This window comes from Bdellovibrio bacteriovorus, from assembly GCF_001592735.1.
In the GTDB taxonomy this organism is placed as follows: domain Bacteria; phylum Bdellovibrionota; class Bdellovibrionia; order Bdellovibrionales; family Bdellovibrionaceae; genus Bdellovibrio; species Bdellovibrio bacteriovorus_D.
In genome coordinates, this window is sequence record NZ_LUKE01000002.1 from 389,126 (window position 1) to 405,143 (window position 16,018).

A 16,018-nucleotide genomic window follows, 5' to 3' on the forward strand; every position below is an offset into this window, starting at 1 on the left:
TATCTATCTATCTATCTATCTTCTTCGTCGATAATACCTCTTTGTTCTTGTAGTGGTCATCCCGAGCAACCTTGCCTCATTGAAGGGAGAGATGATGACGGGGACAGTTACGAATTAATAATTTTTGGTGCGCAAAGTAGGCTCGTCGTCTTTAGATCTTTGCGCGCTGGCTCTTTTAGAGAAGTTTAAAAATTCTGCGCTTAAGTTTTTCAGTCGCTAAGAGCTTGGACGAATTTCAAACTTTCCTACGTCTGTATTGGCTTTACCGTGGAACGCTTTGTGTATTGATATTTGGATGGATGAAACCCAAAACTGCGGCGATTCATCTAATTGTGATTGAATTGAGATCAAGAATTTTGAAGGATTTTACGACCAAAAGTTCAACGCTTCTTGAAAACTTCTCGAATGAACGCACAGTTAAGTGTTTCACCACTCGAGAATTCTTAAGAAACTGGTTAAAGGTTTGACGGAAGAAATTTTTTTTCGAAATCGTAATTTTAGTAATAACCTGTTTTTTCAATTACTTAGCGTGTCCCATTTTTAGATCATTCGAAAATAAAAAAACAATTTCAGGCATTTATCCTCGATTTTAGTTTTGTGTGATTATGCACGAAACTGATTCCATCACGAACGCAAAGTAATGGTGGGCCTCAGGAGGATTACCAAATGTTTAATCAAGTTGCACGCAAGACAGTCATGATGGCTTCGACAGTAGCAATGTTAGCAGGATGCAGTAAAGGTACTGGCGGCTATTCATTATTGAACGACAACTCCGACTATAAACAGCAAGCCGTAATCATTCCTAAAAAAATCGACATCTTGTGGGTCATCGACAACTCGGGTTCTATGAGATCTTCGCAAACCAACTTGACGAACAACTTCAGCTCATTCATCAATCGTTTTAAAGAAAAGAACTTTGACTTCCATATGGCAGTCACGGCGACGGATGGTTGGAAGAAACGTTTTAACGCCGCTTCTCCGCTGGCACGCATCCGTGATGGCGGTCGCATCCTGAATGCCGACGGTTCGATCAAGGAAGACACTCATTCGGGTGTGTTCGTCATGACGAAAGACACTCCAAACTTAACAAATGTATTTACGACTAATGCCACTCAAGGCACGGCGGGCGCCGGTGACGAACGTGCTTTTGAAAGTTTTAAGCAATCTTTGCTTGATCCTTTCAATGCCAACTTCCGTCGCCCTGAGGCTTTCTTAGCTATCATCATCGTGAGTGACGAAGAAGACTTCTCACACGATACAGCAAGTCAAAACGAAAGCTATTCAAACCCAGGTCTTCAAACAGTAGAGTCTTTTAAAGACTTTCTTGATGGGTTCACGGAAATCTCTACTTACGGTAAAAACTATTCCGTAAGCACGATCACGGTGGATAGCCAAGCTTGTCTTAATTCTTTAGATAACAATGCTCAGAAGCTGGCTCCCCGCGTGGAAAAGTTGGCTGATTTGACTGGCGGAACCAAAGGTTCTATCTGCGGTAACTTCGGTCAAACGTTAGAGCTGATCTCGGACAGCATTATCAATCTTTCTTCCGTATTTAAATTAACTCGTGAACCCCAAGTCGATACTATTTCGGTGACGGTTGACGGTGTTGTAGTACCGATGGACGTAAACAACGGATGGTCATACAACGCCACGGACTGGACGATCACATTCCATGGATCAGCAGTTCCGGCGGCGAATGCGAACATCAAAATCGATTTCTATCCGAAGTCGATCCAACTGTAAGGAATAAGTATGGGTGGGGTACAAGCGACAACGAACATACAGTGGTACATTCTTCGTGGGGAAATGAAATATGGTCCCTACGAATATAGATCCCTGATTACCATGATCCAAACGGGCGAGCTGCAAGATTACAACTATGTATGGGCATCGCACTTAGACAACTGGACGCTCGTGGGAGAATTGCAAGATTTTTCCAAAGACCGTTTGGCTCGATTAATCCAAACTAAGGACCACTTAGCTGGATCTTTCAAAGATCGTCAGGCAACGCGTGTTGATGTTATCAGCCCCGTGTATGCCCACAACGATCACAACTTTTTTGACGGACACACTTTAAGTGTGAGCGAAAACGGAGCTTTGGTTCTTTTAAATGATCCATTATTGCTTCCGGGTCAAAAAATCATGCTTCATTTTAGAGAGTCTGAGGTGAACCCTCAGGGTTTCAACGTGCTTTGTGAAATCGTTCGCAAGAACTACTCAAAGCAAAGACTTAACGTAAAATCTGGTTTGCATTACGCAGTTCGTTTCCTCCAAGTGCAAGATCAGGGCAAAATTCAATTAACAAAATGGACGTCCGCTGACGCATCCAAGGGGGAAACACAAAATGGCATTTTTAAAGTTCATGAATGAGTCCGGCGTTGTCGGCTGGTTTATCCTTTTAGTAGGTATTGGTTCATTAGTCCTAGTAGCAGAGCGCGCTAAAGCTCTTTACAAAGACTATGGCATGAACGTCGATGAGTTCATGGCTAAAATCCAAAACCTAGTTTTGGCTAAAAAGCATGATGAAGCTCTTCTAGTTTGTGCGCAATTAGAGAAAAAGCCATTGGCAAGTGCTTTCAAAACGATCCTTGAAAAAGCCGATCGCGATGACGACACTATTTTCCAAGCCCACGATATCGCTTTGTCAGAAACAGTTCCTTTATACACGAAACGCCTGCACTATCTTTCAATGTTAGCCAACGTGGCGACGTTGTTGGGTCTTTTGGGTACAATCCACGGTCTGATTTTATCGTTCCAAGCGGTAGCGACAGCCGATCCAGCACAGAAACAAGCGTTGCTTGCACACGGTATCTCGGTATCGATGTATACAACAGCTCTGGGTCTTGCGGTGGCGATCCCCGCGATGGTGTTCTACTCTTTCCTAGTTGCACGTCAAAACCAATTGATGGAGCAATTGTCTGAGAAGACATCTAAATTGGCAGAGCTATTAACAAGCGCTCATATCCCTAACTTGACTCGTCAAAACGTGTATCCAGATCACGTGACGGTTCCAACTCCTCCGACACCGGGTTCAAAGGCTTCCTAACGGAAGCCGGCCCTCTTTATGAGGACATTTTTTAAAGGGATGATGTATGAGACGCGCTAAGAAATTACATATTGATCACAACAGTGAGTTCGAGTTGGACTTGGCACCTTTGCTTGCCGTGATGGTAAAGCTTGTACCGGTACTTCTTGTATCTTCAGCTTTCGTACAAATGATGGTTATCGAATCTCAATTACCGCAAGTGGTGAATGAGGCGATTCAAAAGCAAGATCAACAACCCAATCCGACCCTGGTCGCCTTGGAAGTGGACGCTAAAGATGGCATCCGCGTCGTGGTGACCACGAAAGGCCAAGAAAAGGTCGAAACCATTCCGATGAAAGATGGGTCTTTCGATTTCAAAGGTTTGCATGCCAAGCTGGTCGAAGTCAAAAAAGCCAATCCTGAAGTTTTTAAATTAGAACTCAGCCCTGATGGCCAAGTACCGTATGAACAGATCGTCAAAATTATGGATGAAGCTCGTCAAGCCCATGACAACACGATCAAGTTCCCTGTTTTTGACACTAAACAAGGTAAAAATGTTGAGACGAACTATATGTTCCCTGAAATTATTTTTGCCAATATGATGGAGGGCTAGTTCATGTCACGCCGACGTAGATACGAACCGCCTGTAAAAAAGAATTCAACGTTCACTCTGAACATCACTTCCATGACGGACATGTTTACCATCATGCTGGTGTTCTTGTTACAAACTTATTCAACTTCAGATGTGCAAATCATCCCTGAAAACAATTTGCGCTTGCCCACATCGGCTTCCATGGTGAATCCGACAGAGGCAATTAAAATTTCGCTTTCAAAAGATGCGCTGAAGATTGATCAAACTAAACTTGCGGACGTGAAAAATAATGATTTCATGGCGCAAGATTTAGAGGACAAAGACACGAATTTTATCAAACCTCTTTTCCAAGAGCTAGATAGAATCGCTAAGTCCGAAACAGAAAAAGACAAAGATTTCGTGAAAGACGGAAAAATCTTGCTTCAGGCCGATAAAGAGCTTCCTTACTCTACTTTGAGAAAGGTCATGTATACAGCTTCAATGGCGGGCTTCCCGCAGTTAAAGCTGATCACCATGGTTGGAGAATAAATATATGTTACGCGCAGTGATTATACTTCTCGCATTTCATCTTTTTTCGATCTACTGTTTCGCTGCAGAAAAAAATGCTAAAGGACTTCTTCCCGAAGTCCGCTTGACTAACAATAACGAAGACGAAAATGAAAAACGCGCTTTTAAGAGCGAGGTGATGATCACCCGCTCTGAAAATAAAGCCATCGAATCACTGCAACAAATCATCAAAAAGAAAAAAGGCAGTCGCGAGGAAGCGGACCTTTGGTATCGCTTAGCCGAACTTTACATGCGCCGCTCTAAATCCGGCCGTTTCTTTGACCTTCACCAGGACACTCCCCTGTTGAAGCTTTCACCGTTCCCCGTAGCCAACGAAAAAGGGGCGGAAGCGGTTAAACGCGCTGCTAAAATTTATACTAAAATTGAGGTTGAATTTCCCAACTTCAAAGAAATGGACGCCGTTTTATTTAACAATGCGTTCGCCCATCAGCAAATCGGTCAGTTCAAAACTGCCGAACAGCTGTTTTCAAAACTCTTAGCAAAGTTCCCGAAATCTCCACTGATCCCGGATGGCACCTTGGCCGCCGGCGAATTGCTTTACGATCAAGGTCGCTTTAAAGAGGCTTTGGAGCACTTTTTACGCGTTGAAAAATTCCCCGAAAGCCGTGTTTATTCTTACGGCATGTATAAGGCCGCATGGGCTTATTACAACCTTCGCGAAAGCGATAAAGGCATCGAAAAACTGGTTCAGGTCGTGAAAACAAATCCGGCGCTGAAAGATGGCGAAGTGCCAAACAACCGTCACAATCTTCGTCGCGAGGCGATGCGTGATTTGACGATCTTCGTCGGCGACACCTACCCTGCTAACAAACTTTTCTCATTCTTTGAAGATATCGCGAACGAAGACGAGCTGGGTGAAGCCATGATGAATATGGCCAAACTTTATATGTCACACAGCCGTGAAAAAGAAATGGATACATTCCTTGAAGAGTATATCGATAAACGCTCTTCAGGTCCGGACGTGGTTCGCGCTCACCTTATGTTGGTGGAAGGTAACGAAACTTTGAAACGTCGTCCGAAAGTTATTAATCACCTTACCTACGCCAGCGATCTTTGTCGCACCAATTCTTCTTGGAAATCATTGCAAAATGCGGATGACATTAAAGGATCTTGCGAAGAAGGATTCCGTCGTGTCAGTCTTGATATGGCCAAAAAATGGTGGGAAATCTGGCTTAAGAACAAACAAAACAAAGAATTCTCGGACCTCACCCAACAGTTGTTTAAGCTGATTTTGGATAATGAAGATCCCACAAAACCAGACTTAAAAACTCGTTTTGCTTACGCAGAGCTTCTTTTCCAATTAGAAAAATACGATGAAGCCAGCGTTCAATATAAAATCGTGAGCGACAAATCCACTGAGCCTACGATGAACCACGACGCGACTTATGCCGCTCTTTATTCCAAAGAGAAATCTATAGAAAAGAAAAAAGAACCACTTAAAGAGGCAGAACGTAAAGAGCTTGCTAAAAATTACTTAGCAAAGCATCCGACAGGAAAATACGCAACCTTAGTGAAATTCAAAGTCGGCCACATCGCTTATGAAGAAGCCAACTATGAAGAAGCTGAAAAATGGCTGAAACCGTTGACTTTAGTCAAAGGCAACGACGATATCAAACGCAAGTCTGAAGACTTAGTGCTTGATATGCTTAACATCAAAAAAGACTATGCGGGAATCAAAGCCTTCTCTAAACAAGTGTCGACTTCAACTGGTGATGATTCTCGTAAAAAGAACATGAATAAAATCATGGAAGAAGCTCATTTCACTGAAATCCAAGAGTTCTCTAAGACGGGAAACAAAGACCAAGCTTCCGAAAAACTTTTGGCTTTCGCTAAAGAACACGAAGACTCTCCATTGGCGCAAGACGCTTTATGGCAAGCACTCAGCATGATGTATGCGGAAGGCAAAGTTTTTGATGCCGCTGAGCTGTCATTGAAGTTCGTTAAAAAATATCCATCTGACAAACGCAACTTGGATGTTTTAAAAGAAGCCGCTAAAGCTTATGCCGATGTTGGACAAATTGGTAAAGCCGCTGAGACTTTAGAAAAGATTGCGGACCTAGATAAAAAAGGTCGCGCGAACCACCTAGAGTTGGCCGCGGACATCTATCTTTTAGAAAAGAAAACCAAAGAAGCACGCCAAGCTTACCAACAAATGTTGGTCGATGCGGATCGCAAAACGACAGAGCGCATTTACACCAAACTTTTGGATTCCTATAAAAACGAGCCAAAAAGTGCCGAGCTTGAAAAATTGCAAAATCAAATTTCCGCTAAAGGTATTGAGCCTTTCAGCACACAAATCATGATTGATCGCGCAAAAGCCTTACTTGCCGCCGGCAAAACAACCCAAGCTTTTGATTTATCAATGAAAGCCAACGGTCGTGATGTCGCCGCCGAAATCCGTGCGGAAGCGCGCCTGATCCAAGCCCAGATCTTAGAGCAAGAATTAGTAAAACAAAGTGTGAAAGCTCGTGAAGACAAATTCGCCATGGTGCTTGGTATGAAAACCGAGAAACTGGATAAAGCCCACACCGCTTACTTCACCACGTTGAAAATGTCGAAAGACCCCTACCAACAACTTGAAGCCATGCGCGGTATTGACCGTTGTTATGCAAACTTCATTGAAAGCTTGACCACGATGCCACTGCCCGCTTCATTAAGCCCGGCAGACCAAGAGGCCTTGCGTGGCGAAGTCGCTAAGTTGACAGCACCTATTCAAGAAAAGAAAAACGAGAACGAAGCAAAATTAAAAGTCTTGGCCGCCTCTAAAGGTCAGGCCGCAACTGAAACTCGTTCTTACGCAAGCATCCCTGTGAACCAAACCGTCCCGCCAATGGCCCAGTATCCGACACCGGAAAAAATGGTGGCTTACTTGCCGAAGTCGATGGATATGACCATTGGCCGCGTGTCTCAGCTTGATACGAAGGGTGCGAAAACCTGTGATCGCTCGGCCTTAACGTCCGGCGCCCTTACTAAGTCCAGCCCTACTGAAATTGTCGGAAATTGTTATTCTTCTAGACAGTGGGACATGGTTGAGAAGATGGGATTAGAGCTTGCCAAAGGCAAGGACACACGCGCCCTTGGACTTTTCTATGTAAGTCTAGGTGCCGAGGCTCGCGGTTTTGCTGACAAGGCTTTGTGGATGATAGAAGCTTCTTTGAAAATTCAGCCCGAAGCAGCCCCTTACGTGTATCAAAAAGCTCGTTTGGTTTACAAAGCCGATGGCATCAAAGACGCGATGCCGTTTTTCGAAAAAGTTCTCGACATGCAAATGTCTTCGACAGAAATGCAAACATTTGCTGGCGTGAAGGCTTTCTCAGAGGGAGATTATACTTCGGCAACGACAAAATTCTCTGCATTGAACAAGGAACAGTTATATAATTACAATGTGGGAACCTTGATGAGCGAAGCTTATGCTCAAAAAGGAGAGGTGGACAAAGCTCTAGGTGTTTTGAAAGATTTGCTAAACCTTAAGAAAGAAAATGCCGATCTTTTATTACAACAAGCCCACGTTTTTGAAACGTACAAAGGAAGCCCAACGCTCGCGTTGGATTCTTATGAAAAAGCTTTTAAAGCCAGTTCACAAATGGATATGCGTGACTGGTTAGGTAAGAAAATACAGTATTTGAAAACACAAAACAAAGTCGGTCAGCACGTTATCTCGGGAGACTTGTAGTATGGAGGGTACAAGTGAAAACTATCATCACAGCGATGATCGCTTTCATTCTCTTGGGAGCATCGACTGGCTTTGCCAAACAAAGAACAGTCCGTAAAGTCCAAGAAGTCAATTTTGGTGAGATGAACCTCAAGGGAACGATTCGTAACCCTGATGGCGCCTATCTTGTGCAAAAAAGGGGTATTAAATTTATGCCTCTTTACGATGTACAGAAGGATATGGATGGCCGTATTCGCGAATCTGCTCTCTATTTGAACAACTAATTTAAGTTCGAGGTAGAACATGCTCACTTTAATTGTACGTCAGTCGTTAAAAAACGGCTCCGTGAAAACTTGGAAACTGAGATCACAACAAGCAACGCAAACTTTCGGGTCTTCTCGCCTGGCTGATGTTATTTCTATCTCTCCAGAGACGAAAGGCATTCAAGGTTTGTTTGAATACCGCAACGATGCGTGGTGGTATATCAACATGAATCTGGAACAGGCTGCCAAAGGCAACCTCTCCCCTGCTTTGCGTTTGGATAAAGAGCAATCCATCGAGCTTGATGACTGCACTTTGCACTTCACTCCGGTTAAAAAAGAAACGGATCTTTACCTTCGCTTAGAAAAAGCAGGTCAAGAGCAACGTCAAAACGATAAGAGCTTCCAACTCTACATCGTCAGACAAGCTGGTAAAGTGGTAGAAACCAAAGTTCTTCCTATGAACAAAAAATTCAAACCTGTGGGCGCATTCGGTGTTAAAGCCGTTCCTTGCATCCCTGGTTCTGAATGGCAAAAACAAATGGTCGGCGAACTTGAAGTCAGCCAAAGAACGGTTTCCATGGAAGATGCGGCTAAAATGGGCCACATGTCGATGGATCAATTGGTTGATCAAGATTCTAAGAAGGGTCTTTATATCGTTCTAGGTGCGGCTTTCTTCTTAGTGACTTTAGGAATTTTCTCTCCGAAAAGCCAAGAACTTGAAGTCGTCGCGGCTCCACCACAAGTGGCGCAAAAAATTATCGTAAAAACTGAATTAAAACCAAAACGTAAAAAAATCGAATCTGCTCCGAAACAAGAAGTTGTCGTGAAAGAGGCTCCAGCCGCTGCTGGTCAAAAAGCCGAAATGCCGACATCCGGTGGCACCAAAGTGGCCAATATGATGAAGTCGATCCAAGGCGGTCGTATTTCTCAATTGATCGGAAAAGTTTCGGCACAAGCCGCGAAATCCGGCAATGTGATCTTTGCTAACGGTACTAAAGCAGGTTCGGGCCCGTCAGGTCGAGCGCTCGCCGCTGTTGGAAACATGGAGCGCTCTGGTAGAAACTGGGGCACTGAAGGCAACGGGACAGGCGTCACGATTTCAACTGCCGGTCGCGGTGGTGGTAAATCAGCTTCGGGCATGGGTGGTCTTGCCGCTGGTGGAACAGGTAACGCAGGTGTTGGTTTGATTGAAGAAGAAGGCGAAATTACGGGCGGTCTAGACCGTGAAGTGATCGCGCAATATATCAAATCAAAACTGGGTCAAATTTTATATTGTTATGAACGTCAACTGAGTGCCAATCCGGATTTATTCGGTAAAGTGGCGGTGAAATTCACCATCGCAGCGACGGGCCAAGTTGAACAACAACTAATTGGTGATACGACACTGAAAAACGCAACCGTTGAGGGATGTATATTGAATAGGGTTGCCGCGTGGAAATTTCCACAGCCACAAGGTGGCACGCGGGTGTTAGTGACTTATCCATTCTTATTCAAAAGTACAAACTAAGGCGGGAGTTTAAACCATGTTAAAAAAATCACTTCTAATGTTCATCCTGATGACATCTCAAGCTTTTGCTCAAAGCACTGACAGCAAGCCGGCAGCAGAACGCGGTAGCGATAAGTTAGACATCAAAAAGCTTGAGCAAAAATACTGGGCCGCAAAAGACGACGATTTCAGCGTTGTGCAAAACCGTCGTTACGTGAAAGCGGAAAGATTTTATCTGACGGCTTCAACGGGTATCCCATTTAACGATCCTTACAGCACGGGGTCTATCTTCGGTGGATCTTTTGGTTATTTCTTTAATGAACGCTGGGGGGTAGAAGCAAACTACAACTCTGCCAGCATGAGTGATAACGACGCAGTAAAACAATTCGTGGATACCTATGGCGCCATTCCAAATCACAACGTTTATAAATCTTCTTATTACCTTTCAGGTATCTGGGTTCCGTTCTATGCGAAAATGAGCGTGTTAGATAGATCTATCATCTATTTCGACATGGGTCTTTCCGTAGGCGCGGGTAACTTGTCTTACGAAATCACGCAAGCAGAAGGCAATATCTCTAAAAGTGCTTTCTCATACAAGGTAGGTATCTTCCAGCAGATTTTCTTCTCGGAGCACTTTGCGATCCGTGCAGACTTGATCAACACCTGGTCGACCCAAGATAAAATGAAATACTACGCTCCAAACACCAACGTTGGTGGTACGAATACAGGTGGCGGTGCTCGTGACCTGGGATCTGAAACCATCAACGATACAAGCCTAATGATTGGTCTTACTTACTGGCACTAGGGCCATCGGCCGCAGTGCCGAAGCGCCGGGGGGCGCGCAGGCTGAAGCAGCTTCTTTGTGGGGGTTTTATGAAAAAGGCATTTAAAATTTTGATCGCAGCGCCGCTCCTTGTGGGAGGAGCCGCTTTTGCGGATTCAGCTTTGACGGTGAAAAAATCAGGACGTGCTCCAGAGGCTTCACTGAAAGTTAAATCTAGCCTGGTACCAACTTTTGAAGTTTATCAAAAGAAAGTGGTTAAAGGTAAAACAGAGGTCTTCAAAGTTAAAAACATTCCGGCTTTGGATATCGGTGAAGAACGCGAAGTACAAGCTTCGGACATCGGTCCCTTGCGTCTCCCCGCTTCTCGCGAAGTCGCGGTAAAACCCACTCGCATTAAAGACTCCCCTGCTTTATATATCCCGCAAGTCCCGGTTTATAATGCCGTGGTTGAGCCCTCTAAAAATCTTACAAGCGCTGATGCCTTTAAAAAAATCCCAGACGTAAAAATGCTTTCGCCGATCACAGAGCCAGCAACCCATGAACCTAAAGTGGAGTTGGTTAAAATCGACGAGATGCAACCGAACGACTATAAGCTTTTACAAGCCATGATCTTCCTTGAAATGCAAAAGAACTATGAATTAGCCATGGGTCTGTTTGCCGAACTTATGGAAGACCCCGAACATCGCATCCAAGCTTTGTACAACTATGCTTTGACGGCAAAAGGCATGGGCCTGAATTCTGAATTCCGTCAGTACATGTTGCAAGTAGCCCAAGAAGCTAAAAACAAAGATTGGCAACAAAAAGCGACGGAAGCCTTAGTTCAACATATCAACGTGCTAGAGACTTCAGACATCGCTTTGATTGATCCTTTAGTGATCAAATACGATTTAGATATTACTAAAAACGATGACTACCAAATCACTCGTGCTAAATACTACTCAGAAAAAGGCCAATTGGGCTTGATGGAAGACGCCCTTGTTTTCATCTCTGATAAATCTCCACGTTACCCCGAAGCATTACTCTTGACCGGACTTTTCAACTACCGCCAAGGTAAAGTGGATGATGCCGCAATTGCGTTAGAGCGTTTGATGGATGCAACGGAAGGTAATAAAACCTTGCAGTTGCGCTCTGTCGGTGCTTTGACATTAGCCCGCATTCAGTTCCAAAAAAGTGACTATAAAGCCGCTTTTCAATCTTACTTGAAAGTAGATAAATCCAACCCTCTTTGGTTGCAAGCGATGGTTGAAAGTGCCTGGACGCAAATTTTGGGCGAAGACTATGAAGGTGCGGCCGGAAACATGTTCTCGCTTCACACGGACTTCTTTAAAAATGCCTTCTCTCCAGAATCCTACGTGGTTCGCACCGTGGGTTACTTGAATCTGTGCCAATACGGTGACGGCGCTCAAGTACTTAACGAAATGACCAAAAAGTATGCTCCTTGGAAAAAGAAATTAGACGAATACCAAGCCAAAAACTCTTCAAACATGAATTATTACGATACAGTGAAAAGCTGGATCAAAAATTCAGATATGAAAGAAGTGGATGGCTTGCCACGCTCTTTCATCGTGGAACTAGCACGCCACCCGGCTTACATGAGCGTGCAAAAACAAATTAATAACTATGAAGATGAAGTGGTTCGTTTTAACAAAGTTGCTTTGAACTTGATTAAAATGGAGCGCGATTTGATCGCCAAACAAAATGCGGCGAACAAAGATTTGATGGAAGCAAAAAAATCACTTAAAGGTGATGCTCCGTCAGAAGCCGTTGTCGCGCGCATCCAAAAATCAGAACAAAAACTTCTTTCATACCGCATCCAAACCCATATCGCTAAGAAAGCGCGCGTTTCTATTAAGAACTTGCGCACGGTGGGCCTAGCTCGTATCGATAAAGAAAAGAACGTCTTGCGTGCCCAAGCTTCTCAAGCGTTACAAGTACGCTTTAAAGATATGGCGGCAAACTTAAACCGCGTCTTGGACCAAAATGAAGTTCTGCAATACGAACTTTACAGTGGTGCCGGCGAACACATCCGCTATCAAATGGCAGGTGGTGATATCAATGAAAAAGAACGTCCCGAGTTGAAAGTTCAAAAAGAAAAAAGTTTGAACTGGAAATTCAAAGGCGAAATCTGGGAAGACGAAGTGGGTCACTATCGTTCTTCGTTGAAAAATGTTTGTGCTCAAGAAAATAGCGTCGCTGGCTTAGGTCAATAGGAAAGGGATAATTATGAAACTCAATAAAACATTCACAACAACATCCGTCGCACTTCTGTTGGCTTTTGGCTCTAGCGCCTTAGCACAAACTTCGGCCAAAGAAGGTTTAGAGCGTATCAAGGCCAACTTGAACAACTCTAAAACCAATTTGACTGAATACGAAAAAAATCTAAAGACCGTGGATAGCAATATCGCCGAAGTCGGTAAAGCCAAAGCACAAGTCGACGGTCAAAAAAAGCAGCTTGATGCGCAGATGGAAGAAAACAATCAAGCCATGGGTCGCGTGGGCGGACAGGAAAAAGAAATCCAAGGTCTGATTACGGATGAAAAAAATAAGATCGCGCAAGAGACAGCCAAGATCCAAGAACTCGAAGCGATGATCGCTAAGATCAAAGAAAACCAAAAAAAACGTGAGATGAATATCGCTGATTACCAACTGCAACTCAACCAACTGCAGGAAGAAAAGAAGGTATGGAGTTCACGTGCCGGTCAGTTGCGTGAGCAAAACGATCAGGTTCAACAAAAAATGCGTTCTTTAGCTTCAGAAGAAAACGAATGGAAAGCCAAACAAAAAGGCTATCAAGGTGAAGTGAAACGTTGGGGCAAAGAAGTTGAGCGCCAGCAAAAGATCAGCGACAGCTATAACTCATTGGCTGAAGTTAAATAGCCAGTTAAATAAAAATTTGTTACTATTTCTTAACAAAAGGCGGGGATCTCCCCGCCTTTTGTCGTTCCAAAACAAAGCAAAAATATGAATCTTGATTCTTCTATTACAACTCTTTGAGAAACTTGAAATGTCCTCAACCCGCTTTATCAAAAAACCGTAAAGAATATAGCAATAAAAATTGAGCCTCCAAAGGAGCGTTTCTTATGTCTGCAGTTTCATCTTGGTTTAAGGGAATTAAAGGTAAGTTGTTGTTTGCCGCTACAATGCCGGTCATCGGGTTTGCGGTTGTGGGTGTCGTGAGTTCGCATGGCCTCAATCAAGAAGTGACGCTTCTTAATACCTCTCACGACCTGATTATCCCTAATCTTAAAGAGATCTCGGAAATCCGAGTTTCCAGAAATAAATTTGGTTATAAAGTCTATGAAGCCGTCTCAAAATTGGATGCGCAACAAGATGCGACCAAAGAGCTCGCCGAAGTTAAAGAAGCAGTGACTGAGTATGAAAGTGCTTATAACGCTTATTTAAAGTCTGAGTTCATGCCAGAAGAGCAGGCGATGTTTGAACCTCTTAAAGAAAAGTTTCCTAAATTTATCGCCTTGATGAAAAAGATCCAAAGTCTGACAGAAGAGAAGGACCCGCAAAAACACAAAGAGGCCCTCGCCCTTCTTGAAGGTGAATTTTCCACCACCGGAAAAGTCTTAGGCGACTACGCCCGTGACGCTATTAAAATGTATTTAGACCGCGCCGACAAAGAAGGAACCATGGCCGCTAATACGGAAAGCTCCGTGAAGTTTTGGTCCATGCTGACCACAGTTTTATCCGTGATCTCTATTTTCTCCTTACTTCTGTACATTGCGCATTCCATTTCCAAAGCCGTTTCCGGCATTGCGGGTCGTTTGACCGGGGCCGCTTCAAACGTAGCCTCCTCGGTGGAACAATTAAATGAAGCCGGCAACAGTCTTTCTCAAAGCTCTACGGAAGCCGCGGCTTCTTTAGAAGAAACAGTGGCTTCGTTAGAAGAACTTTCTTCAATGGTTCGTATGAATTCTGACAACGCGAAACAAGCGGCATCCCTTTCTGCCTCTTCACGTGAAGCGGCCGAAAAAGGTCAGCATGAGATTCAAACCTTGATCGCTTCAATGGAAAAGATCTCTAACTCATCGAAAAAAATTGAAGAGATCATCAGCGTTATCGACGATATCGCCTTCCAAACAAACTTGTTAGCCCTGAATGCGGCGGTTGAAGCTGCTCGTGCCGGAGAGCAAGGCAAAGGGTTCGCGGTTGTTGCCGAAGCCGTGCGCGCATTGGCACAACGAAGTGCTTCGGCCGCAAAAGACATCACTCATTTGATTAAAGAATCCGTTGCTCAAGTTGATGACGGCAGTCGCATCGCCGGTCAAAGCGGGACGGTTTTAAATAACATCGTAAATTCCGTTAAAAAAGTGGCTGATCTGAATACGGAAATTTCAACAGCAAGTTCGGAACAAACCCAAGGTATCCAACAAATCAGCAAAGCGATGAATCAGTTGGACCAAGCTTCGCAATCCAATGCAGCATCCGCTGAAGAGATTGCGGCTACAAGTGGTGAAATCAGCAACCTTGCAACCACGGCTCAAGACTTAACGGTGGAACTCAACCTCGTGATCCATGGTGGACATCAAGAACATGCGCCGACAAAGGCGCCTAAGCCTGAGTCTCCTGCTTCTGCTAAGCCAAAAGCGAAAACAAATGTCGTAAATTTTACGCCAAAAGCGAAGCACTCCCCGGCTCCTAAATCGTTCACGGGTGAAACATCAAAAGACCTTATTCCTTTTGACGAAGACGATCGCTCCAAAGTCGGAACGACGGACGGATTCTAAGGAATTCTTCTAAGCGCAAGACCTGCGCCGAACCGAAGTACACAATCACCGCCACAGTGATTGTCACAAATAACGATATCCACAGAGGCCCTGCAAAGTAGGTTTGTAGGGCTTCTTGTATTTTAAGGGCCCCTACTAGCGCGAACGCCGCAATCCCCATCCGCCAAAACGATCTCCACAGCCTTTGGGGGCTTAACATCAAATCCCAACGCAAAAGTCCCACGAATAACATCACGGCATTAACAAAAGCCGCAAAGAAGCTGGCGTAAACTAAGCCCACCAAGCCCGCCTGACGAATGAAAAATCCGGCTAACAGAATATGCAAAAGTACGCAAACCAAAGATAAAACCATCGGATAACGAGTTTGTTTTTTCGCGTAATAAAGAGGAACTAAGACCCGACTGCACGAAATCACCAAAAGACTTAAAGCATAAACTTTTAAAACCGAAGCCGTTTGCGCCAAATCATGACTGTTAAAGCGACCTCGGAAAAATAAAACTTCCACGATCGGCTCGGCCAAGAAATACAAACCCAACGACGCTGGCAGGGCTAAGAACAGATTCATTAAAAAGCTTTCCTCGGCCGTTTCCCGAAAGCGCACGTGATCCCCGCGACTGGCAAGATCACTTAAAGTGGGCAAAAGTGCCGAGCCAATGCTGACGGCAATAAGTGAAAGCGGAAATTCCAAAAGTCGATCCGCCCAATAAATATAAGAAAGAGACCCCTCTGGCAGGCGGCTAGCAAAATAAAGATTCACCAAAGTTGACAGCTGTAAAAGCCCGATCCCTAAAATCCCCGGCACTAAGCGAACAAAGACTTCTTTAACTTTTGGTGACCATCCCAAAGCCTGCCATCGCGGCAAATACCCTCTGGAGCGCAAAACCAAAAAAAGCAATCCCGCCTGCAACATCCC

At 44.3% G+C, this 16,018-nt stretch carries 13 protein-coding genes; 12 read left to right on the plus strand and 1 reads right to left on the minus strand.

Annotation, left to right across the window (positions count from 1 at the left end):
- The first annotated feature begins 666 nt into the window (after positions 1 to 666).
- From AZI86_RS12330 to AZI86_RS12385, 12 genes are all read left to right on the plus strand, one after another.
- Positions 667 to 1,743, plus strand: coding sequence for a hypothetical protein (locus AZI86_RS12330; protein WP_061835487.1), 1,077 nt, complete (start codon positions 667 to 669; stop codon positions 1,741 to 1,743).
- 9 nt (positions 1,744 to 1,752) lie between these two features.
- Positions 1,753 to 2,370, plus strand: coding sequence for a PilZ domain-containing protein (locus AZI86_RS12335; RefSeq protein WP_061835488.1), 618 nt, complete (start codon positions 1,753 to 1,755; stop codon positions 2,368 to 2,370).
- A complete protein-coding gene (locus AZI86_RS12340; RefSeq protein WP_061835489.1) occupies positions 2,345 to 3,046 on the plus strand; it encodes a MotA/TolQ/ExbB proton channel family protein in 702 nt (233 codons plus the stop codon). The genes AZI86_RS12335 and AZI86_RS12340 overlap by 26 nt, the downstream gene beginning before the upstream one ends.
- Before the next feature lie 46 nt (positions 3,047 to 3,092).
- Positions 3,093 to 3,638: an ExbD/TolR family protein gene (locus AZI86_RS12345; RefSeq protein WP_061835490.1), complete on the plus strand. Its 546-nt coding sequence runs from the start codon at positions 3,093 to 3,095 to the stop codon at positions 3,636 to 3,638.
- A 3-nt stretch (positions 3,639 to 3,641) separates the two neighbouring features.
- Positions 3,642 to 4,145, plus strand: a complete 504-nt coding sequence (locus AZI86_RS12350; protein ID WP_061835491.1) for an ExbD/TolR family protein — start codon at positions 3,642 to 3,644, stop codon at positions 4,143 to 4,145.
- A 4-nt stretch (positions 4,146 to 4,149) separates the two neighbouring features.
- Complete coding sequence (locus AZI86_RS12355) at positions 4,150 to 7,857, plus strand: tetratricopeptide repeat protein (protein WP_061835492.1); 3,708 nt, start codon at positions 4,150 to 4,152, stop codon at positions 7,855 to 7,857.
- A gap of 14 nt (positions 7,858 to 7,871) precedes the next feature.
- Positions 7,872 to 8,120, plus strand: a complete 249-nt coding sequence (locus AZI86_RS12360; protein ID WP_061835493.1) for a hypothetical protein — start codon at positions 7,872 to 7,874, stop codon at positions 8,118 to 8,120.
- A gap of 61 nt (positions 8,121 to 8,181) precedes the next feature.
- Positions 8,182 to 9,606: an AgmX/PglI C-terminal domain-containing protein gene (locus tag AZI86_RS12365; protein WP_253715920.1), complete on the plus strand. Its 1,425-nt coding sequence runs from the start codon at positions 8,182 to 8,184 to the stop codon at positions 9,604 to 9,606.
- Positions 9,607 to 9,622: 16 nt separating this feature from the next.
- On the plus strand, positions 9,623 to 10,390 hold the full coding sequence (locus AZI86_RS12370) for an outer membrane beta-barrel domain-containing protein (protein ID WP_061835495.1): 768 nt from the start codon (positions 9,623 to 9,625) through the stop codon (positions 10,388 to 10,390).
- 68 nt (positions 10,391 to 10,458) lie between these two features.
- The gene (locus AZI86_RS12375) at positions 10,459 to 12,579 is read left to right on the plus strand and encodes a tetratricopeptide repeat protein (protein WP_061835496.1); all 2,121 of its coding nucleotides are present in this window, start codon (positions 10,459 to 10,461) and stop codon (positions 12,577 to 12,579) included.
- 13 nt (positions 12,580 to 12,592) lie between these two features.
- Positions 12,593 to 13,246, plus strand: coding sequence for a hypothetical protein (locus AZI86_RS12380; RefSeq protein ID WP_061835497.1), 654 nt, complete (start codon positions 12,593 to 12,595; stop codon positions 13,244 to 13,246).
- Between the two features lie 203 nt (positions 13,247 to 13,449).
- Positions 13,450 to 15,105 (plus strand): HAMP domain-containing methyl-accepting chemotaxis protein, encoded by a 1,656-nt coding sequence (locus AZI86_RS12385; RefSeq protein WP_061835498.1) that lies wholly within the window; start codon positions 13,450 to 13,452, stop codon positions 15,103 to 15,105.
- Here AZI86_RS12385 and murJ read toward each other — a convergent pair.
- Positions 15,050 to 16,018 (minus strand): murein biosynthesis integral membrane protein MurJ (murJ, locus tag AZI86_RS12390; RefSeq protein WP_157684701.1); only part of this gene is annotated, 969 nt, incomplete at its 5' end. The genes AZI86_RS12385 and murJ overlap by 56 nt on opposite strands.

What these genes read in the sequence shown, in the direction of transcription:
- AZI86_RS12335 (WP_061835488.1), top strand. Translation starts at nt 1,753, where the DNA reads ATGGGTGGGGTACAAGCGACAACGAACATACAGTGGTACATTCTTCGT.
- AZI86_RS12385 (WP_061835498.1), top strand. Translation starts at nt 13,450, where the DNA reads ATGTCTGCAGTTTCATCTTGGTTTAAGGGAATTAAAGGTAAGTTGTTG.
- AZI86_RS12350 (WP_061835491.1), top strand. Translation starts at nt 3,642, where the DNA reads ATGTCACGCCGACGTAGATACGAACCGCCTGTAAAAAAGAATTCAACG.
- AZI86_RS12355 (WP_061835492.1), top strand. Translation starts at nt 4,150, where the DNA reads ATGTTACGCGCAGTGATTATACTTCTCGCATTTCATCTTTTTTCGATC.
- AZI86_RS12340 (WP_061835489.1), top strand. Translation starts at nt 2,345, where the DNA reads ATGGCATTTTTAAAGTTCATGAATGAGTCCGGCGTTGTCGGCTGGTTT.
- AZI86_RS12370 (WP_061835495.1), top strand. Translation starts at nt 9,623, where the DNA reads ATGTTAAAAAAATCACTTCTAATGTTCATCCTGATGACATCTCAAGCT.
- AZI86_RS12375 (WP_061835496.1), top strand. Translation starts at nt 10,459, where the DNA reads ATGAAAAAGGCATTTAAAATTTTGATCGCAGCGCCGCTCCTTGTGGGA.
- AZI86_RS12330 (WP_061835487.1), top strand. Translation starts at nt 667, where the DNA reads ATGTTTAATCAAGTTGCACGCAAGACAGTCATGATGGCTTCGACAGTA.
- AZI86_RS12380 (WP_061835497.1), top strand. Translation starts at nt 12,593, where the DNA reads ATGAAACTCAATAAAACATTCACAACAACATCCGTCGCACTTCTGTTG.
- AZI86_RS12345 (WP_061835490.1), top strand. Translation starts at nt 3,093, where the DNA reads ATGAGACGCGCTAAGAAATTACATATTGATCACAACAGTGAGTTCGAG.